The organism is Lagierella sp., from assembly GCF_029983815.1.
Taxonomy (GTDB): domain Bacteria; phylum Bacillota; class Clostridia; order Tissierellales; family Peptoniphilaceae; genus Mediannikoviicoccus.
Window position 1 is genome coordinate 105,530 of record NZ_JASBYU010000002.1, and the last position, 21,401, is coordinate 126,930.

A 21,401-nucleotide genomic window follows, 5' to 3' on the forward strand; every position below is an offset into this window, starting at 1 on the left:
TATATGAGCGAGTCGAAAATATGAAATTTTTATTAAGATAGGAGATGTTTATGAAAAAAGAAATAAAATTGAGAAATGTGATTTTTCCAATATGGATGCTTTGGGTACTTCCAATAACTTGGCTTGCAATTATACCAATCAATGCGATTATTGATGGCTTAGTCTTACTATTTACAACAGCGCATCTAAGTATTGGAGATAAGAAGAATCTTATACTGCGTATACTTCCAAAGACGGTCTTAGTAGGTTTTATAAGTGATATTATCGCATCAATTCCACTAGTATTACTCTCCGTTATTTGGAGTCCAGATACCAGTACGAAGATTGGGAAGTGGTGGTTGGAAAATATTTCACCAATACAAATCAATCCCTTAGATAATATATTTTCATTTTTAATAGTCTTAGCCTGTGTGATACTGGGAGGATTTTTAATTTATTTTCTAAACCGTAAATTTGTATATAAGAATATTGAACTAACAGAATGTGAAAAGTTTGTATTAGCTAGAAATATGGCTATTTTTACAGCGCCCTATCTATTTCTAATACCTTTAAACTGGTTCTAGGTACTGTAAAAATAAAATTAAATGATAGTTGATATTTAATCTTATTAGGATGATTAAAGGCAGGAAATTATTTCCTGTCTTTTTTAAATGGAAGAAATCAGTGCTTGTTTAGAATGAAAAGAAAAATAAGTTAAAAAAATGTAAAATTTCTAAGGAAATCGTTAAAATATTATTAATTTGCTTGTGATTTTTGAAGTGGAGTGGTACAATACATTAGTAAAAAACATTAATAAAAGGAGATGATTAATTAATGATTAAAAGCATCATAGCTTTAATTGTGGCTATTGTCCTATGCCTGGTTCTAAATGAATTAAAGAAACGTAAGGTTTCATTCATGATTAGAATTTTACTTGCAACCGCTATGGGTGTGCTAGTAGGACTTGTTTTTAAAGGAAATACTGATTATGTAGCAATTTTTGGTCGAGTATTTGCCAGTCTTTTACAAGCATTTGTATTTCCGTTACTACTTTTCTCAATTATTAATACGGTATCTTCACTTGAAAGTACTGACAAATTGAGATCCTTAGGGGGAAAGACTATTGGTGTATTGGCACTTCATAATGTTTTAGGTTCTGTTCTTGCATTAGTGTTAGGTAAACTAGTTGGCTTGGGAATGAATGCAAATATGAAGATGAATGCTGCAGAAGAGGTGAGTGAAGTACCAGCTTTTGCGGATGTAGTCGTTAGCTTTTTTCCTAAAAATATAGTAGACAGTATGGTAAATAATAAGATAGTACCTATCGTAGTTTTTGCAATTATTATTGGTATAGTAGTTTTAAAATATCCTAAAAAAGAAGAAATTAAACCATTTGTAGACTTCATTAAAGCAGGAAATAAAGTAATGAACAATATCATAGGAGATATTATAGAATTTACTCCTTATGCAGTATTATCATTATTAGCAAATCAAGTAGCTACCCTTGACTTGTCTTTTGTTAAGGAATTGTTATTCTTATTATTGATGGTTTATGTTGCATGTCTATTCCACACATTTGTTACATCTACTGTTATGTTGAGTTTGATTGGAAGACTAAATCCATTTAAATTCCAAAGAAAATTTTTCCCAGCTTGGTTAATTGCCTTTACCACTCAAAGTTCTATTGGTACATTGCCAGCAAATATAAAAGAGCAAGAAAAAATGGGTGTTCCTGGAGAAATAGCTTCTTTCTCAGCATCCATAGGAACTACCTTTGGAATGCCAGGTTGTGCTTCAATTTGGCCGGTACTTTTAGCAATCTTCACAATAAATGCACTAAATATTCCATTTACAACTTCCCAATATGCAATTATGATTGGGTCAGCGCTATTTGCATCATTAGGAACCGTTGGTGTTCCTGGAACTGGAACCATTCAAGCTACAGCATTATTTGCTTCAATGGGATTACCTGTTGAAATGATTCTCGTATTAAGTCCAATTGCTGGTGTAGCAGATATGGGACGTACTTCAACAAATGTTCATGCTGGAGGCTCCACAGGTGTTATGGTTGCGGCTTTACAAAAAGAATTGGATTTAGAGAAATACAACGCATAATACTATTATGGCAGAGACATTCAAATGTCTTTGTTCTCTATATTGTAATAGTTGATAATATTTATATATTAACAAAAACTTAGACCTATATTTTAGACAAAAAGAAAAGGCAGAAGGATTTTCCTTCTGCCTTAATCATTCTATTTTAGATGAAACCTTTGTCTTTTAAGATTTCAGCTGATTTTTCGTGGTTAGCTGAACTAATCATTACGATTGGTCCTGTACATCCCATACCACTTTCAGCGTAAATTCCTTCTTTCCAAAGAGCTTGAACTGCATCTTCTAAGTCAAGAATTTCAATTCCTGCTATAGAATCAGTTACGATTTCTTTTGGAGGAGCTTCTACAGTTTCTTCTTTTTCTCCAGCATCTTCTTTCTTAGGTTGTAATGAATCTAATACAACGTCGAAACAAGCGCCTTCAACTGCTTTGTATTCATCAGCAGTCACTTTGAAGAAATCTCCTCTTACAAGGTCTGCAGCGTATTTAATAGCATTTGCTATTACAGGAGCTCCTGAAGCTCTTGAAACTATGCAGATATTTCTGTCATAGTCTTTTCCAACTCCTGGACCATATCCAAATCCTGCAGCTTCGTAGCTTCCACCTGTGGAGAAGGCTGCGAACATCTTCATAAGGATATTTCCTGTCAATGAGTCGGTAACACATACATCAGGTACACCTTGAAGTATGTCATTTCCTCTTAGAATAGCTCCACCGTCAGCTCTTGCTGATTCAGCGAATTCTAAGTCATAGCCATTAGCTATTAGGTTTTGTAATGCTCTTTCTACTTGTTTTGCTCCATCGACATTTAGAACACCAACTTGTGGTTTTTCAATTCCAAGGGATTTTGCAACTGCAACACCTGCAATAGTGTTTCTAACCATACCTTCAACTCTATTTAGAGCTGATGTACCAGTTGTAGTAGCAATAAGCATTTCTCTTCCTGTACTTGGAGCTACAACTCTACCTATAGTAGAAACTCCAATAGGGAATGTGTAGTGTAATGTTACACAAGCGTCTATAACTTTTTTATCAAGTAGCTCTTCCATTTTCTTATGAGCTTCTTCTTCAGAAGAAACTTCATGAGTTTCTAGATCGCAATTTTCTTGTTTAGGTCCAATTAGAACAACTTCGTGGGATGGGGATTTTGCAAGTCTTGCAGCTTCCAACATATTTTCCACGCCATGTTCTGAACCTAAAATAGTAAGACCGATTCTAGGTTTTTTTGCAAAGGAACCACTTTCGATTCCTTCAGCAATCTCTAAAAGAGCTTCTGCAATAATATTCTTAGGCATATAACCACTCCTATTCTGCAAGCATATTAGTTGCTAATTCTCTTAAGGATTCACCAATTATTTTTTTAATTTCTTCTCTTGATACTCCAGATTCTTCAGCTTCTTCGCCTTTATTTCTTTCAACTACGAAGGAAACACCATCAAATAGGTTAGTAAGTCTTCCTAGGAATAATGAACCTTTACCAATGAACATTGCTCTGTTCTTATCACCAGTAGTTAAATCTTCAATACAGAATCCTACATAAGGTGCTCCTGAAGGGATGTGACCTTGAGTTGGAGCCCAACCAGGTAAACCATAGTTTGTAGCAAATCCTGGGATATCAGTTCTTTGTAATGCTCCACCCTTAACACCTAGAGCAGCTATCATCTTGTAGTTAGCTTCTGGTACATTACCTGCTCCTGCTGGAACTGTAATGTCTGGGTTTTGCATTTCTACTGAGAATGTATCAATGTCAGTGATCTTTAAGTTTCCTTTATCTAGACAGTTAGTAACTAGAGAGCTCATAACAGCTTGAGGTGAGGATCCAGTACCAACAGTGTGTTTTCCTGTTAAGTCTGTTCTGATGATAGGGGATACTCCGTCGTTCTTAGATATAACAACAGCGAAAGTACCAACTACGTCTTCAAGAACAGGATAGTCTTTTTTAACGTGGTCTTTAGCGTTCATACCAAGTTTTGCAGTTGAACCACCTGCAACAACAAGTACGTTATCATAAACTCCAGCTTCTACTAATGAAGCAGCTTGGATAAATGAGTGGATAGGAGCAGCACAGAATCCTCTTGTATCGGAACCAGATGCATTAACCAATCCAACTTTTTCAGCAATAGCCTTAGCGAAGTTACCGCCACCTCTTTGGTTAACGTCCCCGCAGGCTTCTTCTGAACATTCTATAACATAATCTATCTCTTCTTTTGTTACCTTATCTTGTGCTTGGAACATGTAGTCAGCGCAAAGTACTGCTGAAGCTTTTGATACAAGGTTTTCAAACATTGTGTGAGCACTTAAGTTAACGTCTACATCATGGGCTTGTTTAATAAGTCCAACTAGTTTGCCTTCCATGTAAAGTCCTTCAGCTTTGTGTTCGTCAATTAGATGTTTGTCAGCTTCGATATCGGAAGCTTTTGCATTTGCGAATGACTCAGCTAAGTGAGGATAGTTTTCTTCTAATTTAGGTTTTACAGATTCGATGAACTCTTCAGATAATTCAACTAATTCAAAAGAGTCACATGCTTTAATAGCAGCAATAAATTCGTCTTGAGGTACGATTTCTCCAAATCTACCTTTTCTTTCTCCCTTGCATTCTTTATCGAACCAAGGTAAATCATGTTTTTGTAATTCTTCAGGTCTAAGATTACCAATGTAAACTTGGTTAGGTAAGTAATTTACCACTTCTTCATAAGTTCTAATGTGGTCTCCAACTTTTTGTAAGAATTCAGAACCAGGGTTAGTAACTCTTTCAGTTGAAGTAGTGGAACCGTTTTGTATAATCATATCTGGTGTATGAACTAATACAAATCCGGCACTTTTAAATACAGGAAATGACATAAAAAAACCTCCATTTTAATTATAGATTCTGCCCCATTAGGGGCAGAATCATTTTTTAGTTATATTATCTAAAAGATTAAATTAATTAATCTTCAAAAACAGTTTGATCGTCGACAGGAGTTGTTAAAGCATTAAGAGCTTTTTCAACGATATGTCTTCTAAGATCTTTCTCTTCCTTAGGATCCAATGCAGGATTTCCTAATGGGTGAGGGATCGCAATAGCAGGTACTATTCTGTTAGCTCCTACTGTTAATGAGATAGGAACTACTGTACAGATGTGGACTACAGGAATACCTGTTGCTTCAATTTCTTTTACCATTGTTGCACCGCAACGTGTACAAGTACCTCACGTAGAAGTCAAGATAACTGCATCTACGTTATCAGCTTTTAATTTTTCACCGATTTCAGCAGCAAATTTCTTTGCAGAAGCAACTGCTGTACCGTTTCCTACTGTAGAGTAGAAGTAATCGTATAACTTACCGATCTTACCTTCTTTTTCCATTTCTCTTAAAATGTCCACAGGGATTACTCTGTCTGCGTCTTCGTTTGCATATACAGGGTCATGACCACCGTGAGCAGTTTCGTGAGTTTCAGAATTTAGGTCATCAATACCTGCGATTGAGTATTCACCATACTTAGAAGCAGATGATGATTCGATTCTGTCTGGGTTTCTTTTAGGAACAATACCCCCTGAAGTTACTATAGCAATAGTAGCTTTAGATAAGTCAGTTAGTGCTGGACTAGGTTCAACTCTGTCGAAGGAAGGCATTGGATATTCAGTAACGAACTCTTCGCCTTTGATCTTCTTAACAAGCATATCAACAGCTCTTTCAGATCCTCTTTTTTCAGCGAAGTAGTTAACTCTTACTCCTCTTTCGATATATCCTTCTTCTTCAGGTCCAAGAACTTCTTCGTTAAGAGCAAGCTTTCTAGCTAATTTTGCAATAGCAGGAAGTGCTTTTCTCATACCTGCAGCTGAGTTAGCTGTAGAGATTATATATACATCCTTCTTGAACATGTCTGCACCTGGGTTTTCCACGTACATACCTGTGATTGAAGGGATGTTAAGTTCTTCTTTAACCATTTTAGTAACAGTACCAGCAGCAACACCATAACGTCCAGCGTTGAAAGCAGGTCCTGCGATAAATAGATCAGGTTCAAAAGATTTTATCATATCTAAAACCTCTTTACTTGCTGATTCCATATTTTCTCCAAAGTAACTGTCACCACATACAACAGTTCCAACTACTTCGAAGCCTTCTCCTAGTTTTGACCCTAATTGTTTACTAACTGGAGGTAACTCTTCAGCAATGAAAGGCGCTATGTCGGCCTTTTCTTCGCCACCAATTCCTGCGAAGAATTGGTTAATATAATGCACGACTCTAATATCCGCCATTAATACATCCTCCTTTTTTAAAAGTGTTTTTTATAATATATTATCCTCTGATTTCTTCCATTTCGCCAGCGATTTCGTCAACGTCAAGAACCATTTCCATCATTCCGATTTGCTCGTCATATACTTCTGGATCGAATTCAGCCTTTAGAGCTTCTTCGATTACGTGGTAAACTGCTAAGTTAAGTTCCACACCAGCTAGAGGACCAGCGAATGTAGGGTCTCCAGTTGTAACAGTTTCAGCTGCTAAACCTGCAGCTTCTGCCTCGCCACCACCTAAAATAACCACTAGATTTTCAGCACCAAATTTTTCTGCTGCTTCCTTAATTCTCTTTTGGTTTTCTAGGTCCATAGCTCCGGCACTAGTTCAGACGAAACATTCAGTAGACGCGAATACTACTTCTGTATTTGGAACAGTGTTAACACACTCTTCAATAGCAGGAGCAGGAATTCCGTCACGGTCGCCGATGATCAAAATCTTTTTGTTTTCTAATATACTCATGACATCCTCCTGTTTAATTTATTTGTTTGTTAGTTTTTTTAGTTTATTTGTTTAGTTTGTTTTAAGTTGTTTGATTCAGAATTAATAACCTTTTGCTGTTAAATAATTGAATCCAGTTTCGTTAGTTGCACCTGTAATAGCTTGGATTTCAACTTCGATAGTTCCATCTTCTCTTAGGGAACCCTTAGCTCCACCAGCTATGATGTCAACAAATTCCACATGTCCTATAATCTTATCTAACTTAGGAAGTACTACAACTTGGTTAGCATTTCCACCAGTAACTACGGCATTTGCTTTTTCATCAGCGTCTGCTAATGATTGAGAAGCACCGTCTCTACCAGCATATTCGTCAGTTACGATTACTGTCTTAACACCCTTGTTTTCAATCTTCTTACAGTTCATTATCAAGTCAGTGTCAGGGTTACCGAAACCTTCTTGAGAAACTATAACTGCGTCAACTCCAAGATATTCAACTAATTTTGAAGTCCAGTTAGAAGATCTTTCCTTATCCATTAGATATACGTTCTCGTTAGTAATTATTACACCTAAGAAGTTGTAATCTTTACCATGTCTTGCATAAAGGTCTTCAATTACACCATTATTTAAGTGAACGTAAGTTGGGTTCTTATCGCATGCAGATACACAGTTACCGCTTACGATAGCTCCATCCATGATCTCAGTAGGGTAAAGGATAGTAGGTACTATTTGTTTAGCATCTACACCATATACGTATGTGTCATGTAGCAAACCTTGAGTTTGTAGCATGTATACGTAAGCTACCTTTGGAAGATCTGGATATTCGTTGATTTGCTCTAACAATGGTTTAGTTTCATAAGTTGCAACTTCATCAGGAGTTATATCTCTTGCAAGTTCTCCTAAATAGTTAGCAGCCTTAAGACCAATCATTCTTATAGCATTTTCGTGCACATGTTGTTTAATACCATCAACAGGTTCAGCTATAACAACTAAGTTAATAGTCTTTGAGAATGGTGTATATTCAGCACCTTCTCCAACCATGTCAATAATACCTTCTTGGAAACCAACTATCTTACCAGTAGTAACGACAGCCATTCCCTTAAGAGCATGTGTCTTGCCTTCACCAACGGTATCAACTTTATTAAGGATTCCTGGGAATATAGCTCCAGGGCCTTCAACCTTAACTCTAGGTTCAAGAACATCCTTAACTGGAGTTATTCTTACGCTTTCGCCAGGTTTTGCAATATCAAAGTCAATTGATTTGATATGCTCGTCCCCGCCGACAGCTTCTAATAACTCATCCTTATTTACATAAAGGATACCGTCTTCGATTTTTGATGAATCAGAAAATTGGACATCTTTAATAAAGATTTTACCTAATTCTAATTTCATACCACACCTCCGACTAAAATTTTATATATAAAACACCACAATTGGTGAATTATGCAATTTAAAAGTTTTCTGTAATATATTTTTCAGCGCTAATTGCAGCTATTGCTCCATCAGCGGCTGCAGTAACAATTTGCCTAACAGATTTGGCTCTGATGTCACCGGCAGCAAAAACCCCAGGGACCTTTGTCTCCATCTCCCTGTTAGTTAGTATATACCCGTTTTCCAGGCCACTAAACTCACCGAGAAATTGACTATTTGGCTTAGAACCAATGAAAACAAACACTCCAAAGGTTGGATCTCCCTCTTTAACACAGAATTCCGTCTCTTGTCCGGACTCTGAATTTTTAAAGATTACAGACTTGACTAGGCCATCACCTTTGATTTCTTGAATTTCCTCTTGAGGAAGAAATTCTATCTTCTCATTTTTCCTGGCCCTTTCCAGAATAACTGGAGTCACTTTAGAAAGGTCTTTTCTATGAGCCAGATAAACTTTCTTGCCAAACTTGGTAAGTTCAATTGCCTCTTCAAAGGCAGAGTTTCCGCTTCCAATAACTAGAATTTCCAGTCCTTGGAAAAATGAACCATCACAGGTTGCACAGTAGGAAACGCCCTTTCCAGAAAATTCATCTTCACCGGGAATTCCAAGTTTTCTTCTAGTTGCTCCCGTAGCAATTACAACTGTCTTGGCCTTGTAGGTTTCTGTCTCACATACGACCGTCTTTATTTTATCATTAAGCTCCAATTTTGCAACCTTATTTTTAATAATTTCACAACCGAAGCTTTCTGCTTGTTCTTTAAATCTGTTTGTAAGGGACATTCCCGTTGAAATCTCTGAAGATCCAGGGTAGTTTTCAATGCTTCCAGTCAAAAACATCTGACCGCCCATACTGTCCTTTTCAAGAACCAAGGTTTTAAGTTTTGCCCTTGAAGCATAAAGTCCGCAGCTTAGTCCAGCGGGACCTCCGCCAACAATAATAATATCATATATATTATCCATTTTGTCCTCGAACTCCTTAAATTCTTTCGATTGCATTGTCGATTAAGTCTTTATCGATAACCTGAAAGTCGTCTAAGATATCGGGAGTCCATTTAAAATGTTTGTTCATTTTGTAGAACTTTTCAGCGGTCACTATGGCATCTTCCACAAGGGTTACAGAATTGTAGTCAAGTTTTTTTCCTTCCTTTAATACAATGGTTCTGTATAGAGTCTCATATGGCTTTACAGAACCGTATAGGGGATGGGTTAAAACTTCATAACCGGAATGTACAAGATTTCTTGTCGCCTTTAATACTGATAGATAATCTTCTTCCAAGTATCTCACTTCAAAGCCTTCTTTTTGAAATCCTAAAAACTTAGGATTATTTGTAACGATTAACATAGACACCTCTTCATAAGATTTATCACTTAATTAATACAAATAGGCAATAACTGAATTTTTTTGTAGTCAAAAAAAACGACAGAAAAGATAATGCCATCTTATCCTCTGTCGCTAACTTCAGAATCCAGTCCCGTCGCAGTCCTTTTACCTGAGAATTTCAAGATGCTATTGGCAGTAGCTTCTCTTGTCCCTTCGGTCTCCTAAGAGTCTCCCACGACGATCATACCGTATATTGATTTAGTTATTTCCTTAACTTGCAAAATAATCATAGCACGAGATTGTCAAAAAGTCAACAAATTTGAGTTTTTAGCGAAATATTTATTAAAATATTACAAAAATGTCAAAATTGATGAAAATAATTAATAAATCTTCTTAAACCTTTTAAGTTATTAGATTATCCATTACACTAAATACAGATACTGTTTTGTTATAATAATGATATAAACATCGATAGGAGATATAAATGGATAAAAAAGACTTATTTAAAATGATACCCCAAGTGGAAGAGATATTAAAATCCGAGAGGATAGAAAAATTAGAATACTCTAGAGTCTTAAAGACAGAAGGGATTAGAGATGTCCTGGATGAAATTAGAAAAGAGATTATAAGTTCCAAGGAAGAGGACTTAGAAAATCTAAAGAGAGAATTGAATCTGGACAATCTTATATTAAAAGTTTGTGACAAGATGGAAAAGGAATTTTCCCATTCTCTATTAAAGGTAATTAATGGAACTGGAACCATACTTCACACCAACTTAGGAAGGTCATTGCTTAGTGACAGCATAAAGGACGAGATCTGGGAAATCATCTCCAGCTATTCCAATCTGGAATACGATATTCCCGAAGGTAAAAGAGGATCTCGCTATGTTCATGTAACTAAGATGATTAGACTTCTACTTGGTGTTGAGGATGCTCTAATCGTCAACAACAATGCCGCTGCTGTATTCTTGGTGTTAAATACATTTGCCAAGGACAAGGAAGCCATAGTATCCCGAGGGGAACTTGTAGAAGTTGGAGGAGCATTCAGAATCCCATCTGTAATGTCCATGAGTGGGGCTAACCTTGTGGAAGTTGGATCTACAAATAAGACTAGGGTTTCAGATTATGAAGATGCCATCACCGAAGAGACTGCTGTACTGATGAAGGTTCATACCAGTAACTACAAATTAATCGGTTTTACTGACTCGGTATCCAATAGGGAGTTAAAGGAGCTGGGCGATAGATATGATTTACCAGTTGTAGAGGATCTAGGTAGTGGGGTTTACTACAATATGGAAGAATATGGACTACCTCATGAACCGACGATTTCTGAATCCATTAAATCTGGAATAGATCTAATTACCTTTAGTGGCGATAAATTACTAGGGGGACCTCAAGCTGGAATCATAGTAGGTAAAAAGGAATATATTGACAAGATGAAGTCAAATCAAATCCTTAGAGCCCTAAGGGTGGATAAATTCACATTGGCTGCACTGGAATGCACCATTAGGATGTACTTTGATGAAGAAAAGGCTAAAAAGAATATTCCTACTTTAAGAATGATTACTGCAACGCCTTTGGAACTTATGGAAAGGGCAAAGGTATTGGTATCTAAAATAGAAGAAAAAAATACCGATATTAAGGTTCATATAGAAGATGGCAAATCTACAGTAGGTGGAGGATCCATGCCAGGGGAAGAATTTGATTCCAAGGTAATCCTACTTGAAAAGGAAGGTTTAAGTCCTAGTAAGATAGAGGAGAGGTTGAGACTTTCTCCAAGTCATATCATAGGTAGAATAAAAGATGACAAGTATATGTTGGACTTACGAACATTAGATGATAAGGATTTTGATACTATAGCCAATGAGATAGAGAACTGTTTTCCAAGGAGTTAGATATGAAGAATATTATAATAGGTACTGCCGGGCATATCGACCACGGTAAGACTACTTTAGTTAAGGCCCTAACGGGTAGAGAGACAGATACATTAAAAGAGGAAAAGAAGAGGGGTATTTCCATTAACCTAGGATTTACCTACTTGGATTTACCAAATGGCAATAGAGTTGGGATAGTCGACGTTCCTGGCCATGAAAGATTTATAAAGAATATGATGGCAGGGGCTACAGGAATAGACCTAGTTCTATTTATAATCGCTGCAGATGAGGGAGTAATGCCTCAAAGTAGGGAACATTTAGATATACTATCCTATATGAATGTCCACAGAGGAATTATGGTAATCACCAAGTCCGATATGGTAGAGGATGATTATTTAGCACTAGTGGAAGAGGAACTAAAGGAATTTTCAAAGGGAACTTTCCTTGAAAATGCACCTATAGCAAAGGTGGATTCCATATCTGGAAGAGGGATCGATGAACTAAAGAATTTAATTGCATCTGAGAGTGAAAAGGTTGAAGAAAAGAAGTCGGATACACCTTTTAGAATGCATATAGACAGGGCTTTTCCTGTAAAGGGAATTGGGATTGTAGTTACAGGAACTTTAATGGAAGGTAAGATTTCTAGAGGAGATGACCTCATTATCTATCCAGAGGGAAAAGAGGCGAAGGTTAGATCTATCCAAGTTCATGGCGAGGACGAAGAAACTGCTTATGCTGGACAAAGGACTGCTATAAATCTTTCAGGGATTAAATCAGGAGACATTGAAAGAGGGGATGTAATAGCCTCAGAGGGTTCAGTGATTCTAACCAATATTATAGACTGTAAGGTTATGGTTTCTAAGGCTTCAGACTTTCCGATTCACCATTGGATGAGATTAAGACTTGGAATAGGTACAAGAGAGATATTTTGTCGTGCCGTTCCATTAGATCAAGAGGAGATTGGTCAAGGGGAGGAAGGCTTTTTGCAACTTAGATTGGAGGAACCTCTAGTTTGTAGAAACAGGGATAGGTTTGTACTAAGGTCCTATTCTCCTGTGGAGACCATAGGTGGAGGAGTCATCATCGAACCTATGGCAAAGAAACACAATATAGATGAAGAATTGGTAAAACAGCTTCAGATAAAGGAGCAGGGAGAGTTAGACGATATAATCTTCCAATTTGCAAACTCTGAAGATGCTCTTATATCCCTAAAGGAGATCGTATCCTATACAGGAGAAAACAAGAAGGTTGTAAGTGAAGAAGTAAATGGGTTAATATCCGAGGGGAAAATTGTTAAAATAGTAGACAGGTATGTAAGCCAAGAGGTTTTAACTAGAGTGTTTGAAGATATAGAAAAGATATTAGAAAAAAATCATGAAAAAAATCCTCTAGCATTGGGTATGACTAAAAATGAACTTCTTACCCAAAATTCCTACGATGTCAATTTAAGAGAATTGGAATTTGTATTAAAACTTATGAAGGATAAGGGAATTGTTAAAGAGTCAGCAGACTATTACGGCCTTACAAGTCATAAGATAAAACTTACACCAAAACAGGAGAAGACAAAGGAAGCTTTAATTAGAGAAATAGAGGATAACGGTTTAGAGAAGATAGAAAACCTGAAGTCTTTAGCTGGTAGGGATAAGGATAGAAGACAAGTCCTTGAATTTATGATAGGCAATGAAATAGTTGTCTTTGGGGCTGAAAACAACGTTCTTCTAGAGAGGGACTTCAACATGGCTAAAAAGATTATCTTGGATTATCTAAATAAAAATGAAACCATAACCGTTTCAGAAGCTAGGGATTTGTTAAAGTCCAGTAGAAAGAATGTCCTGCTGATCCTGGATTACTTTGACCATATCAAGTTGACTAAGAGAGTTGATGATTATAGGGTTTTGGTATAAAAAAATAAATTCTCAAATATAAGAGATAAATTGTATTTTATTCCAAAAGTATGGTAAAATAATTGTGACGTGGGAGTGAATGAGTGCTGGTGTGCTCTCTGGTCTTCAAAACCAGTATGAGGGGTTAGGAGCTTCTCGGGTGGGTTCGATTCCCACGCATTCCCGCCACGATACATATTTTCGGATATTATTAAATTTAATAATACAATACTGAAAGGAAATATGTAAAAAACGTGGGGGCTCTAGGGTTCTCACGAGGAAAACGTTTAAACCTAAAGGAGGGTAAAGTGAATTATTTATTATTTGCAGGCATTGCCGAAACTGCAACAAAATTTGTAGATATCGGTAACGACATTGTTTGGAACAAGGTACTTATTTTCTTACTACCTATCGTCGGATTATTTTTCACTATTTATTTAGCATTTCCTCAATTCTCAAGAATGGGAGCTGCCTTTAAACAGACCTTCGGTGGACTTTTCGACAAAGAAGAGAATGCTAGAAGAAAAGCAGCTGGGGAAATCTCATCTTTCCAAGCCTTAGCAGTTGCTATAGCTGCTCAGATTGGTACAGGTAACGTAGCCGGAGTTGCTACAGCCATATTATCAGGAGGTCCAGGAGCTATCTTTTGGATGTGGATTGCAGCTATATTTGGTATGGGTACAATCTTTGCCGAAGCTGTTTTAGCTCAAAAGTTTAGAACCCTTGATGATGATGGAGAAAGAGTAGGGGGACCTGCTTACTACATTAGCCAAGGTATTAAAAACAAGGGACTTGCTAAGGGACTAGCAGGATTCTTCGCCTTTGCAATTATTTTGGCACTAGGCTTCATCGGAAACATGGTACAATCTAACTCCATGGCTTCAGCTATACACGAAGCATTTGGTATTCCAACAATTGCAATAGGTATTGCCATAGCTATTTTGGCAGCTTTAGTATTTATTGGTGGAATTAAGAGAATTGCAAACTTTGCGGAAATGGTAGTACCTATCATGGCGCTTATATATGTAGCTTTAGCAATTTTTGTATTGATTAAATTTAGAATGGAAATAGGTCATGCTTTCAAACTTATCTTTGAAGGTGCTTTCAATCCACAAGCCGTACTTGGAGCTGGAACAGGACTTACAGTTAAGTTGGCGATTAGATTTGGTGTAGCAAGAGGACTATTCTCTAATGAAGCTGGTATGGGTTCTACACCTCACGCTCACGCTACTGCAAGAGTAAATCATCCAGTTGAACAAGGTTTAACAGCAATGCTTGGTGTTTTAATCGACACAGGTATCGTATGTACTGCTACAGCATTGGTTATCATCTTAACTGGAGCTTATGATTCAGGACTTGCAGGTCCACTTATGACACAGGAAGCATTTGGTGTTGCATTCCCAGGAGCAGGTAAAGCTGTTCTTGCAGTTTGTCTAACAGCATTTGCCTTTACCACAGTAATTGGTTGGTACTACTTTGGTGAAACAAATATCAGATACCTATTTGGTAAAAAGGGACTTATGCCATACAGACTTATAGTAATAGCTTGTATAGTACTTGGTTCAATGTTTGAAATCGAATTTGTATGGTTACTATCAGACTTCTTTAACGGTCTAATGGTATTCCCTAACTTAGTTGGATTATTACTCCTTCATAAACATGTAAAATCTTTGACTAAAGACTACGATAGACTTAAAGAACTTGGCAAGATATCTTATGTTTATGAATATGAAACAAAGTAAATTAATTTAGTATCCTTTCAGTAGGAAAATGGCGAGCTTAGTCTCGCTATTTTTTTGTAGAAATGTAGCTTATGGGATTCAATTTACATTCATCCTACTATTATCAAATGTATTACATTATGATATTATATTCATTGTTATACAAAGGGGGTAAGTATGGGAAATATAGATTCGAAATTGATAGTTGGATTAGGTTTGCTATTGCCGGGAATAATGACAGGTCTGGGAGCAATACCTATATTTTTTACAAAGAAGATAAAGAGAAGTGCCTTGGACATTCTACTTGGCTTTGCCGCAGGGGTCATGCTTGCAGCAAGTTGTTTCTCCTTGATATTACCAAGTATTGAATACGGTGGTGGAGATTTTAAAGCGGTAATGATAACTGGACTTGGAATATTTTTAGGGGCTGTGATGCTGGACTTAATAGACAAGTACGCTCCCCATGAGCATTTAATGGATAAGAGGGTTGAAGGAACATCCACAGATAGTTTAAAGAAGATTTGGCTTTTTATCATCGCCATCACCATCCACAACTTTCCAGAAGGACTTGCAACGGGTGTTGGTTTTGGAACTGGTGAGTTGGCAAATGGAATTACAATTGCTCTTGGAATTGGACTGCAAAACATGCCAGAGGGCTTAGCTGTAGCATTAGCTTTACTTAGAGAGAACTACAGTGTAAAGAAGGCTTTTGTAATAGCTTTACTTACAGGTTTGGTTGAACCTATTGGAGCCTTGTTAGGCTTTGGATTGGTACAAATCTTTCAACAGATACTTCCATTCATATTGGCCTTGGCAGGAGGAGCGATGTTATTTGTAATAAGTGATGAAATCATTCCTGAAACCCATAGTGGTGGATTTGAAAGACAAGCAACCTACGGAATAATAGTTGGATTTATTGTAATGATGATAATGGATGTGTTATTAGGTTAATTTTAACTAAAAAAGTCCCGGAAGTTTAAACTTCTAGGACTTTTTTAATAAGACTAAATCATGTCTTCTGGTTTCATATACTTATCAAAATCTTCTTCTGTTAAGATTTCTAGTTTTAGAGCCGCTTTTTTCAATGTCGTGTTATTTTCATGGGCATATTTTGCTATTTTAGCACCATTTTCATAACCAATATATGGATTAAGGGCTGTAACGAGCATTAAAGAATTGTCTAAATACTCTTTTATCTTTTCTTCGTTAGGTTTTAAGCCTTTTAAACAATTGTCAGTAAAGGACTTTAGTCCATCAGTAAGAAGCCTTACGGATTGTAAAAAGTTAAAAATGATTACAGGCATATATACATTTAATTGGAAATTTCCTTGAGAACCACTAAAGGAAATAGTGGTATCATTTCCTAAAACCTGTGCTACCACCATGGTAATGGCTTCAGCTTGAGTTGGATTTACCTTTCCAGGCATTATGGAACTTCCTGGTTCATTGGCAGGGATAGTAAGCTCTCCAATTCCGCATCTAGGACCAGAGGCAAGAAATCTTACGTCGTTTGCAATCTTTAATATATTTGTAGCCAATGTCTTTAAGGCTCCATGGCAGTTGACCAATTCGTCCTTGGAAGATAGGGAGTGGAATTTATTTTCTGAAGGTTTATAATCATCTCCAGTAAAGAGTTTGATTTCTTCACATACTTTTTCATCGAAACCTTCAGGTGTGTTCAATCCCGTTCCAACAGCAGTTCCTCCTATTGCCAAGGAAAGTAGGTGTTTAGAACTCTCCTCTATATATTCTGTGGACTTTTCAATCATATTGGACCAAGCGGAGATCTCCTGTCCCAATGATAGTGGAGTTGCATCTTGCAAATGTGTTCTTCCAACCTTGACGATGTCTCTATAATCTATGGATAGTCCGTAAAGAACATCTAGAGTATCCTTCAATTGGGGCAATAAATCCCTGGTTACTGCAGTATAGGCAGCAATGTGCATTGCCGTAGGGAAGGTGTCGTTGGAACTTTGAGACTTATTTACATCGTCATTGGGATGTAAAATATCTTTTTTTGCCAATTCATTTCCCCTGTGGGAAACCACTTCATTGACATTCATATTACTTTGAGTTCCGCTACCGGTTTGCCATAATGCAAGGGGGAACTCTTGTTTTAACCCATCATCTAAGATTTCATCGCATACTTTAACGATTAGGTCCCTCTTTTCCTCAGAAAGTTTACCTAGGTTACAATTAACAATTGCACAGGACCTTTTCACAATTGCTAGGGACTTTACTATTTCCATTGGCATTTTTTCTGTGCCAATTTTAAAGTTTTGATAGGATCTCTGGGTTTGTGCTCCCCAGTAGTGTTCTGCAGGTACTTCTAATTCGCCAATACTGTCATGTTCAATTCTTACTTTCAATTTTCTCTCCTTCTTAAAATGGTAATATAGTCATTGCTATTTTCAAATAGACTAGAATAGCCAAGGCATCTACGATGGTGGTGATAAGAGGACTTGCCATTACCGCTGGATCTGCTCCAAGGCTTTCTGCAACAACAGGTAGTACAGAACCGGTTGCCTTAGCTAACATTACAGTTACTGTGACTGTCAATGAAACCACAAAGGCTACGGACATTCCAACCTTGTCAAAGAACATCAATTTTATAAAATTGAAAAAGGCCAATGTAATTCCAGCTAAAATGGCTACTCTAAATTCTTTCCACAATACATATATCAAATCGCTTAAGTCTATTTCCTTTAAGGATAGGGAACGTATGATGGTTGAAGCTGACTGGCTTCCAGCATTACCGCCGGTGTCGGTTATCATTGGTAAAAATGCTGCCAAAACCACATACTTTTCCAAGGTTTTTTCATAATTCATTAAAATTAGTGAAGTAAAGGTCGATGATATCAATAAAATTAATAACCAAGGTATCCTGTTTTTCCAAATTTCTAAAACGGAAAGCTGTTTATAGGTCTTTTCTGTTGGAGTTATCGCTGACATTATGTCCATGTCTTCTGTGGTTTCCTTTTCTAAGATATCCAACACGTCGTCAACGGTAATAATTCCCACAAGTCTATTTTCGTTATCCACAACGGGCATTGTGTAAAAGTCGTATTTTGTAAATATCCTCGCAACTTCTTCCCTGTCTTCAATAGTATTAACAGAGATTACATCATGGTTCATGATAGAAGAGATTTGAGCTTCAGAATCGGAGAGCACCAAGTCGGATAAGGCTACTTCTCCAATTAAATGTCTTGTATCATCAATGATGTATATTATGTCGATAGTTTCTTTGTTTGCCCCGGTCTTCTTCAAAAGTTGAATAACTTCGCCAACGGTATGTCCTGCTTTTGTGGCTGCATATTCGATGGTCATGATTGACCCAGCAGAATCCTTAGGGTAATTTAACATTGTATTAATAATCCTTCTATGATCAGGATTAGTGAATTTTAAGACTTTCTTTACCAGATTCGAAGGTAGTTCCTCAATGATATCGACTTTATCGTCAGTTCTCAACCCGTTTATAATTTGCTCTAGTATCTCGTCGGAAAATCCGGCAATTAAAAGTTTCTGCTGTTCAATGTCCATTTCCGCAAAGACCAGGGCTGCAGTATCCTTCGATAGAAGGTTAAAACAGATTGTTAGGTTGGTTTGAGATAAATTGTTAAAAAATTCTGCAATATCGTATATATTAAGGGAATTTAATATCAATTTTGCCTCTTGCAAATTGTTTTCTTCTAGGGACTCATGTAATCTTTCCTCTAGAATTTCTAAGCTTTTTTCCATAAATTCTACCTCCTTCATAAATAAATAAAAAAAACCACACGAAATGATCAGTGTGGTAATTGTTACAAAACAATCCAGTACATAAATATTTAGGTACCTGATTGAAAAAACCGTCTGAGCTTTAGCTTCAAAGGGCGGTGAAATTACATTAAACTGCACCTTACGTGCGATACAGTCTGTTAACCGGCGGATGATGTCTCCATCACTTTGCGGTAGTAATCCATATCCCTAGGTTAGCCTTACCTATCGGACCATCCATTTTTTATGTTAACTTATAGAGAAATAATTGTCAACATAGAGAAAATTACAGGATTATAAAAATATAGAGTTTTATAGGTGAATATGTGAAGAGCGTAATGTAAAAAATATAAGATTTAGGATTCTACCATTATTTGGGTATATAGAGTAATAACATTCTTATTATTTCAAGGATGTTAAGGAAATGAAAATGGGAGGTACAAAATGAAGAAGTCAGAAAAAGAAGAAATAAAATTAAATCGTAAAAGACAAGAAAAGCAAGAAGAAAAGCTTGAAAATATCGTAGATGATCAAGCTAAAAAGGATATAGATAGGGAACAGGATCCTGAAAAGCTTCTTACAAGAGAAGACGAAATAAAGATAAAGGAAAAGTCAGAGAAGATTAATGAAATCAAGGGAAGAATGGAAATCCTACGGGAGAACCAGGACGTAAGACAGAACTTTAACAGATGATGAATTATCAAGATATAAATTCTAAGACTATTGATAGATGGATAGAGGAAGGATGGGAATGGGGAAAACCTATTTCATCAAAGGAATTCAGTCTTGCCAAAGAAGGTAAGTGGGATGTGAAACTAACACCTACAAAAAATGTTCCAAAGTTTTGGTTTGGAGAGATAAAGGATAAAAAGATACTTGGTCTAGCCTGTGGCGGAGGGAAACAGATGGCAATCTTTTCTGCTCTTGGAGGAAAGTGTACAGTCTTTGACTATTCTGAAAAACAACTGGAAAGTGAAAGGCTAGTAGCTAAAAGGGAAGGATATGAAATCGATATTATCAAAGGGGATATGTCAAAACCGCTGCCCTTTGAAGACGAGATTTTCGATATGATTTTTCATCCTGTATCCAATGTATATGTAGAAGAAGTCAAACCCATTTGGAAAGAGTGTTATAGAATTTTATCTCAAAAGGGGATTTTACTTTCTGGATTGGACATTGGCATAAACTATATTGTAGATGAAAAGGAAGAAAGAATCATAAATGGCCTTCCCTTCAATCCCCTTAAAAACAAAGAGCAGATGGAAAGGCTTTTGAAGGAGGATTCTGGAGTGCAATTTTCCCATGGTTTAGAAGAACAGATAAATGGACAGTTGGAGGCGGGTTTTGTCCTTCAAGCCCTCTATGAAGATACAAATGGAGAAGGAAGATTGCATGAACTCAACATACCATCCTTTGTGGCAACTAGAAGCATAAAGATATAGAGGAGAGCATTATGAGTAAAATAGATAAAGATAGGGACATACGACTTGAAGAGGAAAAATTAAGACAGGAAAAATTAAATTCAGCAAACTTAGGAGTTCCCAACCAAAATCAGATTCCAAGCACCTTAGATAATCCTAATTTAATACCTGAAAATAAAAATAGTGAAGTTGAAGATTATGAAAGGGATGAAGAATTAATATTAGATGAAGGAGAAGAAAGAGACAAGGAAAAAGAAGAAAAGACGGGAAAGGAAGACAAAAAATCAAAAGGACTGTTTGTGGATAAGAGAGAAGCTTTGGACGTGGATCCTATAAATCGTGGCGTTTCAAATCAAAATCAAATTCCAAGTGGTATCGAGAAACCTAATAAAGAATAGACTTAAAGGAGTGATTTTCTTTGGATTATAGAAGATTTGAGGACACAATCCTTCTGAGATTGGACCGGGGAGAAGATATTCATGAAAAGCTTGAAGAGCTGGCTTCGAAAGAAAAGATAAACTTGGCCTTAGTTCAAGGAATTGGAGCTTTGGATAAGGTGACCCTTGGTTCCTACACATTGAGGGATAATGATTATAAAGAGGAAAATTTTGAAGGTGAATTTGAGCTTATAAATCTATCTGGAAATATAAGTACAAAGGAGGATGAGTTTTATGCCCATCTTCACGTTTGTCTTGGAGATAGTGAAATGAAAGTCTTTGGCGGTCATCTAGTGAAGGGACAAATTGCCTTAACAGGAGAACTCTTTATAAAAGTAATAGATGGAAGAGCCGATAGGGAAAAAGACAGGGATTTAGGTATAAATGTTTTAGAATTTTAATAAAGATAGAATTTAAGGAGTAACCTATAGCGGTTACTCCTCAATTTTTTTGCTATTATAAAATCGTCGATAGCAAATAAAAATATTTCCAATAGTAAAAATTGCAATAAACAAAATTTTAAAAGTCTCTATAGTTAAGGGAATTTTAAAGGCTTCTCTCAATTCGTAGGAAATCCTATTAAACTTTCCGATAGACAACAAAAACAAAAATAGTATATCAGCAAAGATAATGGATTTAGACCGTTTTAATAGATCAAAACGATTGAGTAGTAACATTAGAATAAAACTTCCATAAACTATATATCTTGAGTGAATTCTCATGTCCAGCCATATGCTTAAACTTATGAGACAGGA

19 protein-coding genes, 1 tRNA gene and 2 riboswitches are annotated in these 21,401 nt (G+C 36.5%); of the genes, 11 read left to right on the plus strand and 9 right to left on the minus strand.

The window, feature by feature from the left end:
* The first annotated feature begins 50 nt into the window (after positions 1–50).
* Positions 51–563 (plus strand): hypothetical protein, encoded by a 513-nt coding sequence (locus tag Q1K37_RS01700; protein WP_300408754.1) that lies wholly within the window; start codon positions 51–53, stop codon positions 561–563.
* 250 nt (positions 564–813) lie between these two features.
* Positions 814–2,094, plus strand: coding sequence for a dicarboxylate/amino acid:cation symporter (locus Q1K37_RS01705; RefSeq protein WP_300408756.1), 1,281 nt, complete (start codon positions 814–816; stop codon positions 2,092–2,094).
* 145 nt (positions 2,095–2,239) lie between these two features.
* Here Q1K37_RS01705 and grdD read toward each other — a convergent pair whose 3' ends face one another.
* The 7 genes from grdD to Q1K37_RS01740 form a co-directional block, all read right to left on the minus strand.
* Positions 2,240–3,388, minus strand: coding sequence for a glycine/sarcosine/betaine reductase complex component C subunit alpha (grdD, locus tag Q1K37_RS01710; RefSeq protein WP_300408758.1), 1,149 nt, complete (start codon positions 3,386–3,388; stop codon positions 2,240–2,242).
* A 10-nt stretch (positions 3,389–3,398) separates the two neighbouring features.
* Positions 3,399–4,934 (minus strand): glycine/sarcosine/betaine reductase complex component C subunit beta, encoded by a 1,536-nt coding sequence (gene grdC, locus Q1K37_RS01715; protein WP_300408760.1) that lies wholly within the window; start codon positions 4,932–4,934, stop codon positions 3,399–3,401.
* An 85-nt stretch (positions 4,935–5,019) separates the two neighbouring features.
* Complete coding sequence (gene grdB / locus Q1K37_RS01720) at positions 5,020–6,330, minus strand: glycine reductase complex selenoprotein B (RefSeq protein WP_300408762.1); 1,311 nt, start codon at positions 6,328–6,330, stop codon at positions 5,020–5,022.
* Positions 6,331–6,370: 40 nt separating this feature from the next.
* Positions 6,371–6,829: a glycine/sarcosine/betaine reductase complex selenoprotein A gene (grdA, locus tag Q1K37_RS01725; protein ID WP_300408764.1), complete on the minus strand. Its 459-nt coding sequence runs from the start codon at positions 6,827–6,829 to the stop codon at positions 6,371–6,373.
* An 81-nt stretch (positions 6,830–6,910) separates the two neighbouring features.
* Positions 6,911–8,197, minus strand: a complete 1,287-nt coding sequence (locus Q1K37_RS01730) for a glycine/sarcosine/betaine reductase component B subunit (protein WP_300408766.1) — start codon at positions 8,195–8,197, stop codon at positions 6,911–6,913.
* 58 nt (positions 8,198–8,255) lie between these two features.
* Complete coding sequence (gene trxB, locus Q1K37_RS01735) at positions 8,256–9,194, minus strand: thioredoxin-disulfide reductase (RefSeq protein WP_300408768.1); 939 nt, start codon at positions 9,192–9,194, stop codon at positions 8,256–8,258.
* 16 nt (positions 9,195–9,210) lie between these two features.
* Positions 9,211–9,576, minus strand: a complete 366-nt coding sequence (locus Q1K37_RS01740; protein WP_300408770.1) for a GrdX family protein — start codon at positions 9,574–9,576, stop codon at positions 9,211–9,213.
* 126 nt (positions 9,577–9,702) lie between these two features.
* Positions 9,703–9,800: riboswitch (glycine riboswitch) on the minus strand.
* A 239-nt stretch (positions 9,801–10,039) separates the two neighbouring features.
* On the opposite strand from Q1K37_RS01740, the gene selA reads away from it, so the two are divergent.
* The 5 genes from selA (at position 10,040) to Q1K37_RS01765 (ending at position 15,983) form a co-directional block, all read left to right on the plus strand.
* Positions 10,040–11,449, plus strand: coding sequence for an L-seryl-tRNA(Sec) selenium transferase (gene selA / locus Q1K37_RS01745; RefSeq protein WP_300408772.1), 1,410 nt, complete (start codon positions 10,040–10,042; stop codon positions 11,447–11,449).
* A 2-nt stretch (positions 11,450–11,451) separates the two neighbouring features.
* On the plus strand, positions 11,452–13,332 hold the full coding sequence (gene selB, locus Q1K37_RS01750; protein WP_300408774.1) for a selenocysteine-specific translation elongation factor: 1,881 nt from the start codon (positions 11,452–11,454) through the stop codon (positions 13,330–13,332).
* A 71-nt stretch (positions 13,333–13,403) separates the two neighbouring features.
* Positions 13,404–13,500 (plus strand) — tRNA-Sec (locus tag Q1K37_RS01755).
* A gap of 173 nt (positions 13,501–13,673) precedes the next feature.
* The gene (locus Q1K37_RS01760) at positions 13,674–15,053 is read left to right on the plus strand and encodes a sodium:alanine symporter family protein (protein WP_300408928.1); all 1,380 of its coding nucleotides are present in this window, start codon (positions 13,674–13,676) and stop codon (positions 15,051–15,053) included.
* Between the two features lie 156 nt (positions 15,054–15,209).
* Positions 15,210–15,983, plus strand: a complete 774-nt coding sequence (locus tag Q1K37_RS01765; protein ID WP_300408776.1) for a ZIP family metal transporter — start codon at positions 15,210–15,212, stop codon at positions 15,981–15,983.
* 53 nt (positions 15,984–16,036) lie between these two features.
* Here Q1K37_RS01765 and fumC read toward each other — a convergent pair whose 3' ends face one another.
* Together fumC and mgtE are read right to left on the minus strand one after the other, a co-directional pair.
* Positions 16,037–17,401, minus strand: coding sequence for a class II fumarate hydratase (gene fumC, locus Q1K37_RS01770; protein WP_300408778.1), 1,365 nt, complete (start codon positions 17,399–17,401; stop codon positions 16,037–16,039).
* 13 nt (positions 17,402–17,414) lie between these two features.
* On the minus strand, positions 17,415–18,770 hold the full coding sequence (gene mgtE / locus Q1K37_RS01775) for a magnesium transporter (protein ID WP_300408781.1): 1,356 nt from the start codon (positions 18,768–18,770) through the stop codon (positions 17,415–17,417).
* A gap of 98 nt (positions 18,771–18,868) precedes the next feature.
* Positions 18,869–19,028: riboswitch (M-box (ykoK) riboswitch) on the minus strand.
* Positions 19,029–19,232: 204 nt separating this feature from the next.
* Here mgtE and Q1K37_RS01780 point away from each other — a divergent pair.
* The 4 genes from Q1K37_RS01780 to Q1K37_RS01795 are packed head-to-tail and all read left to right on the plus strand — an operon-like array spanning position 19,233 to position 21,047.
* On the plus strand, positions 19,233–19,481 hold the full coding sequence (locus Q1K37_RS01780) for a hypothetical protein (RefSeq protein ID WP_300408783.1): 249 nt from the start codon (positions 19,233–19,235) through the stop codon (positions 19,479–19,481).
* Positions 19,478–20,230, plus strand: coding sequence for a class I SAM-dependent methyltransferase (locus tag Q1K37_RS01785; protein WP_300408785.1), 753 nt, complete (start codon positions 19,478–19,480; stop codon positions 20,228–20,230). The genes Q1K37_RS01780 and Q1K37_RS01785 overlap by 4 nt, the downstream gene beginning before the upstream one ends.
* A gap of 11 nt (positions 20,231–20,241) precedes the next feature.
* Positions 20,242–20,607 carry a hypothetical protein gene (locus Q1K37_RS01790; protein ID WP_300408787.1) on the plus strand — a complete coding sequence of 122 codons (366 nt, stop codon included), beginning with the start codon at positions 20,242–20,244 and terminating at the stop codon, positions 20,605–20,607.
* Positions 20,608–20,627: 20 nt separating this feature from the next.
* Positions 20,628–21,047 carry a DNA-binding protein gene (locus Q1K37_RS01795; protein ID WP_300408789.1) on the plus strand — a complete coding sequence of 140 codons (420 nt, stop codon included), beginning with the start codon at positions 20,628–20,630 and terminating at the stop codon, positions 21,045–21,047.
* Positions 21,048–21,401: the final 354 nt, after the last annotated feature.

What these genes read in the sequence shown, in the direction of transcription:
- Q1K37_RS01700 (WP_300408754.1), top strand. Translation starts at nt 51, where the DNA reads ATGAAAAAAGAAATAAAATTGAGAAATGTGATTTTTCCAATATGGATG.
- Q1K37_RS01705 (WP_300408756.1), top strand. Translation starts at nt 814, where the DNA reads ATGATTAAAAGCATCATAGCTTTAATTGTGGCTATTGTCCTATGCCTG.
- grdD (WP_300408758.1), bottom strand. Translation starts at nt 3,388, where the DNA reads ATGCCTAAGAATATTATTGCAGAAGCTCTTTTAGAGATTGCTGAAGGA.
- grdC (WP_300408760.1), bottom strand. Translation starts at nt 4,934, where the DNA reads ATGTCATTTCCTGTATTTAAAAGTGCCGGATTTGTATTAGTTCATACA.
- Q1K37_RS01730 (WP_300408766.1), bottom strand. Translation starts at nt 8,197, where the DNA reads ATGAAATTAGAATTAGGTAAAATCTTTATTAAAGATGTCCAATTTTCT.
- trxB (WP_300408768.1), bottom strand. Translation starts at nt 9,194, where the DNA reads ATGGATAATATATATGATATTATTATTGTTGGCGGAGGTCCCGCTGGA.
- Q1K37_RS01740 (WP_300408770.1), bottom strand. Translation starts at nt 9,576, where the DNA reads ATGTTAATCGTTACAAATAATCCTAAGTTTTTAGGATTTCAAAAAGAA.
- selA (WP_300408772.1), top strand. Translation starts at nt 10,040, where the DNA reads ATGGATAAAAAAGACTTATTTAAAATGATACCCCAAGTGGAAGAGATA.
- selB (WP_300408774.1), top strand. Translation starts at nt 11,452, where the DNA reads ATGAAGAATATTATAATAGGTACTGCCGGGCATATCGACCACGGTAAG.
- Q1K37_RS01765 (WP_300408776.1), top strand. Translation starts at nt 15,210, where the DNA reads ATGGGAAATATAGATTCGAAATTGATAGTTGGATTAGGTTTGCTATTG.
- mgtE (WP_300408781.1), bottom strand. Translation starts at nt 18,770, where the DNA reads ATGGAAAAAAGCTTAGAAATTCTAGAGGAAAGATTACATGAGTCCCTA.
- Q1K37_RS01780 (WP_300408783.1), top strand. Translation starts at nt 19,233, where the DNA reads ATGAAGAAGTCAGAAAAAGAAGAAATAAAATTAAATCGTAAAAGACAA.
- Q1K37_RS01785 (WP_300408785.1), top strand. Translation starts at nt 19,478, where the DNA reads ATGATGAATTATCAAGATATAAATTCTAAGACTATTGATAGATGGATA.
- Q1K37_RS01790 (WP_300408787.1), top strand. Translation starts at nt 20,242, where the DNA reads ATGAGTAAAATAGATAAAGATAGGGACATACGACTTGAAGAGGAAAAA.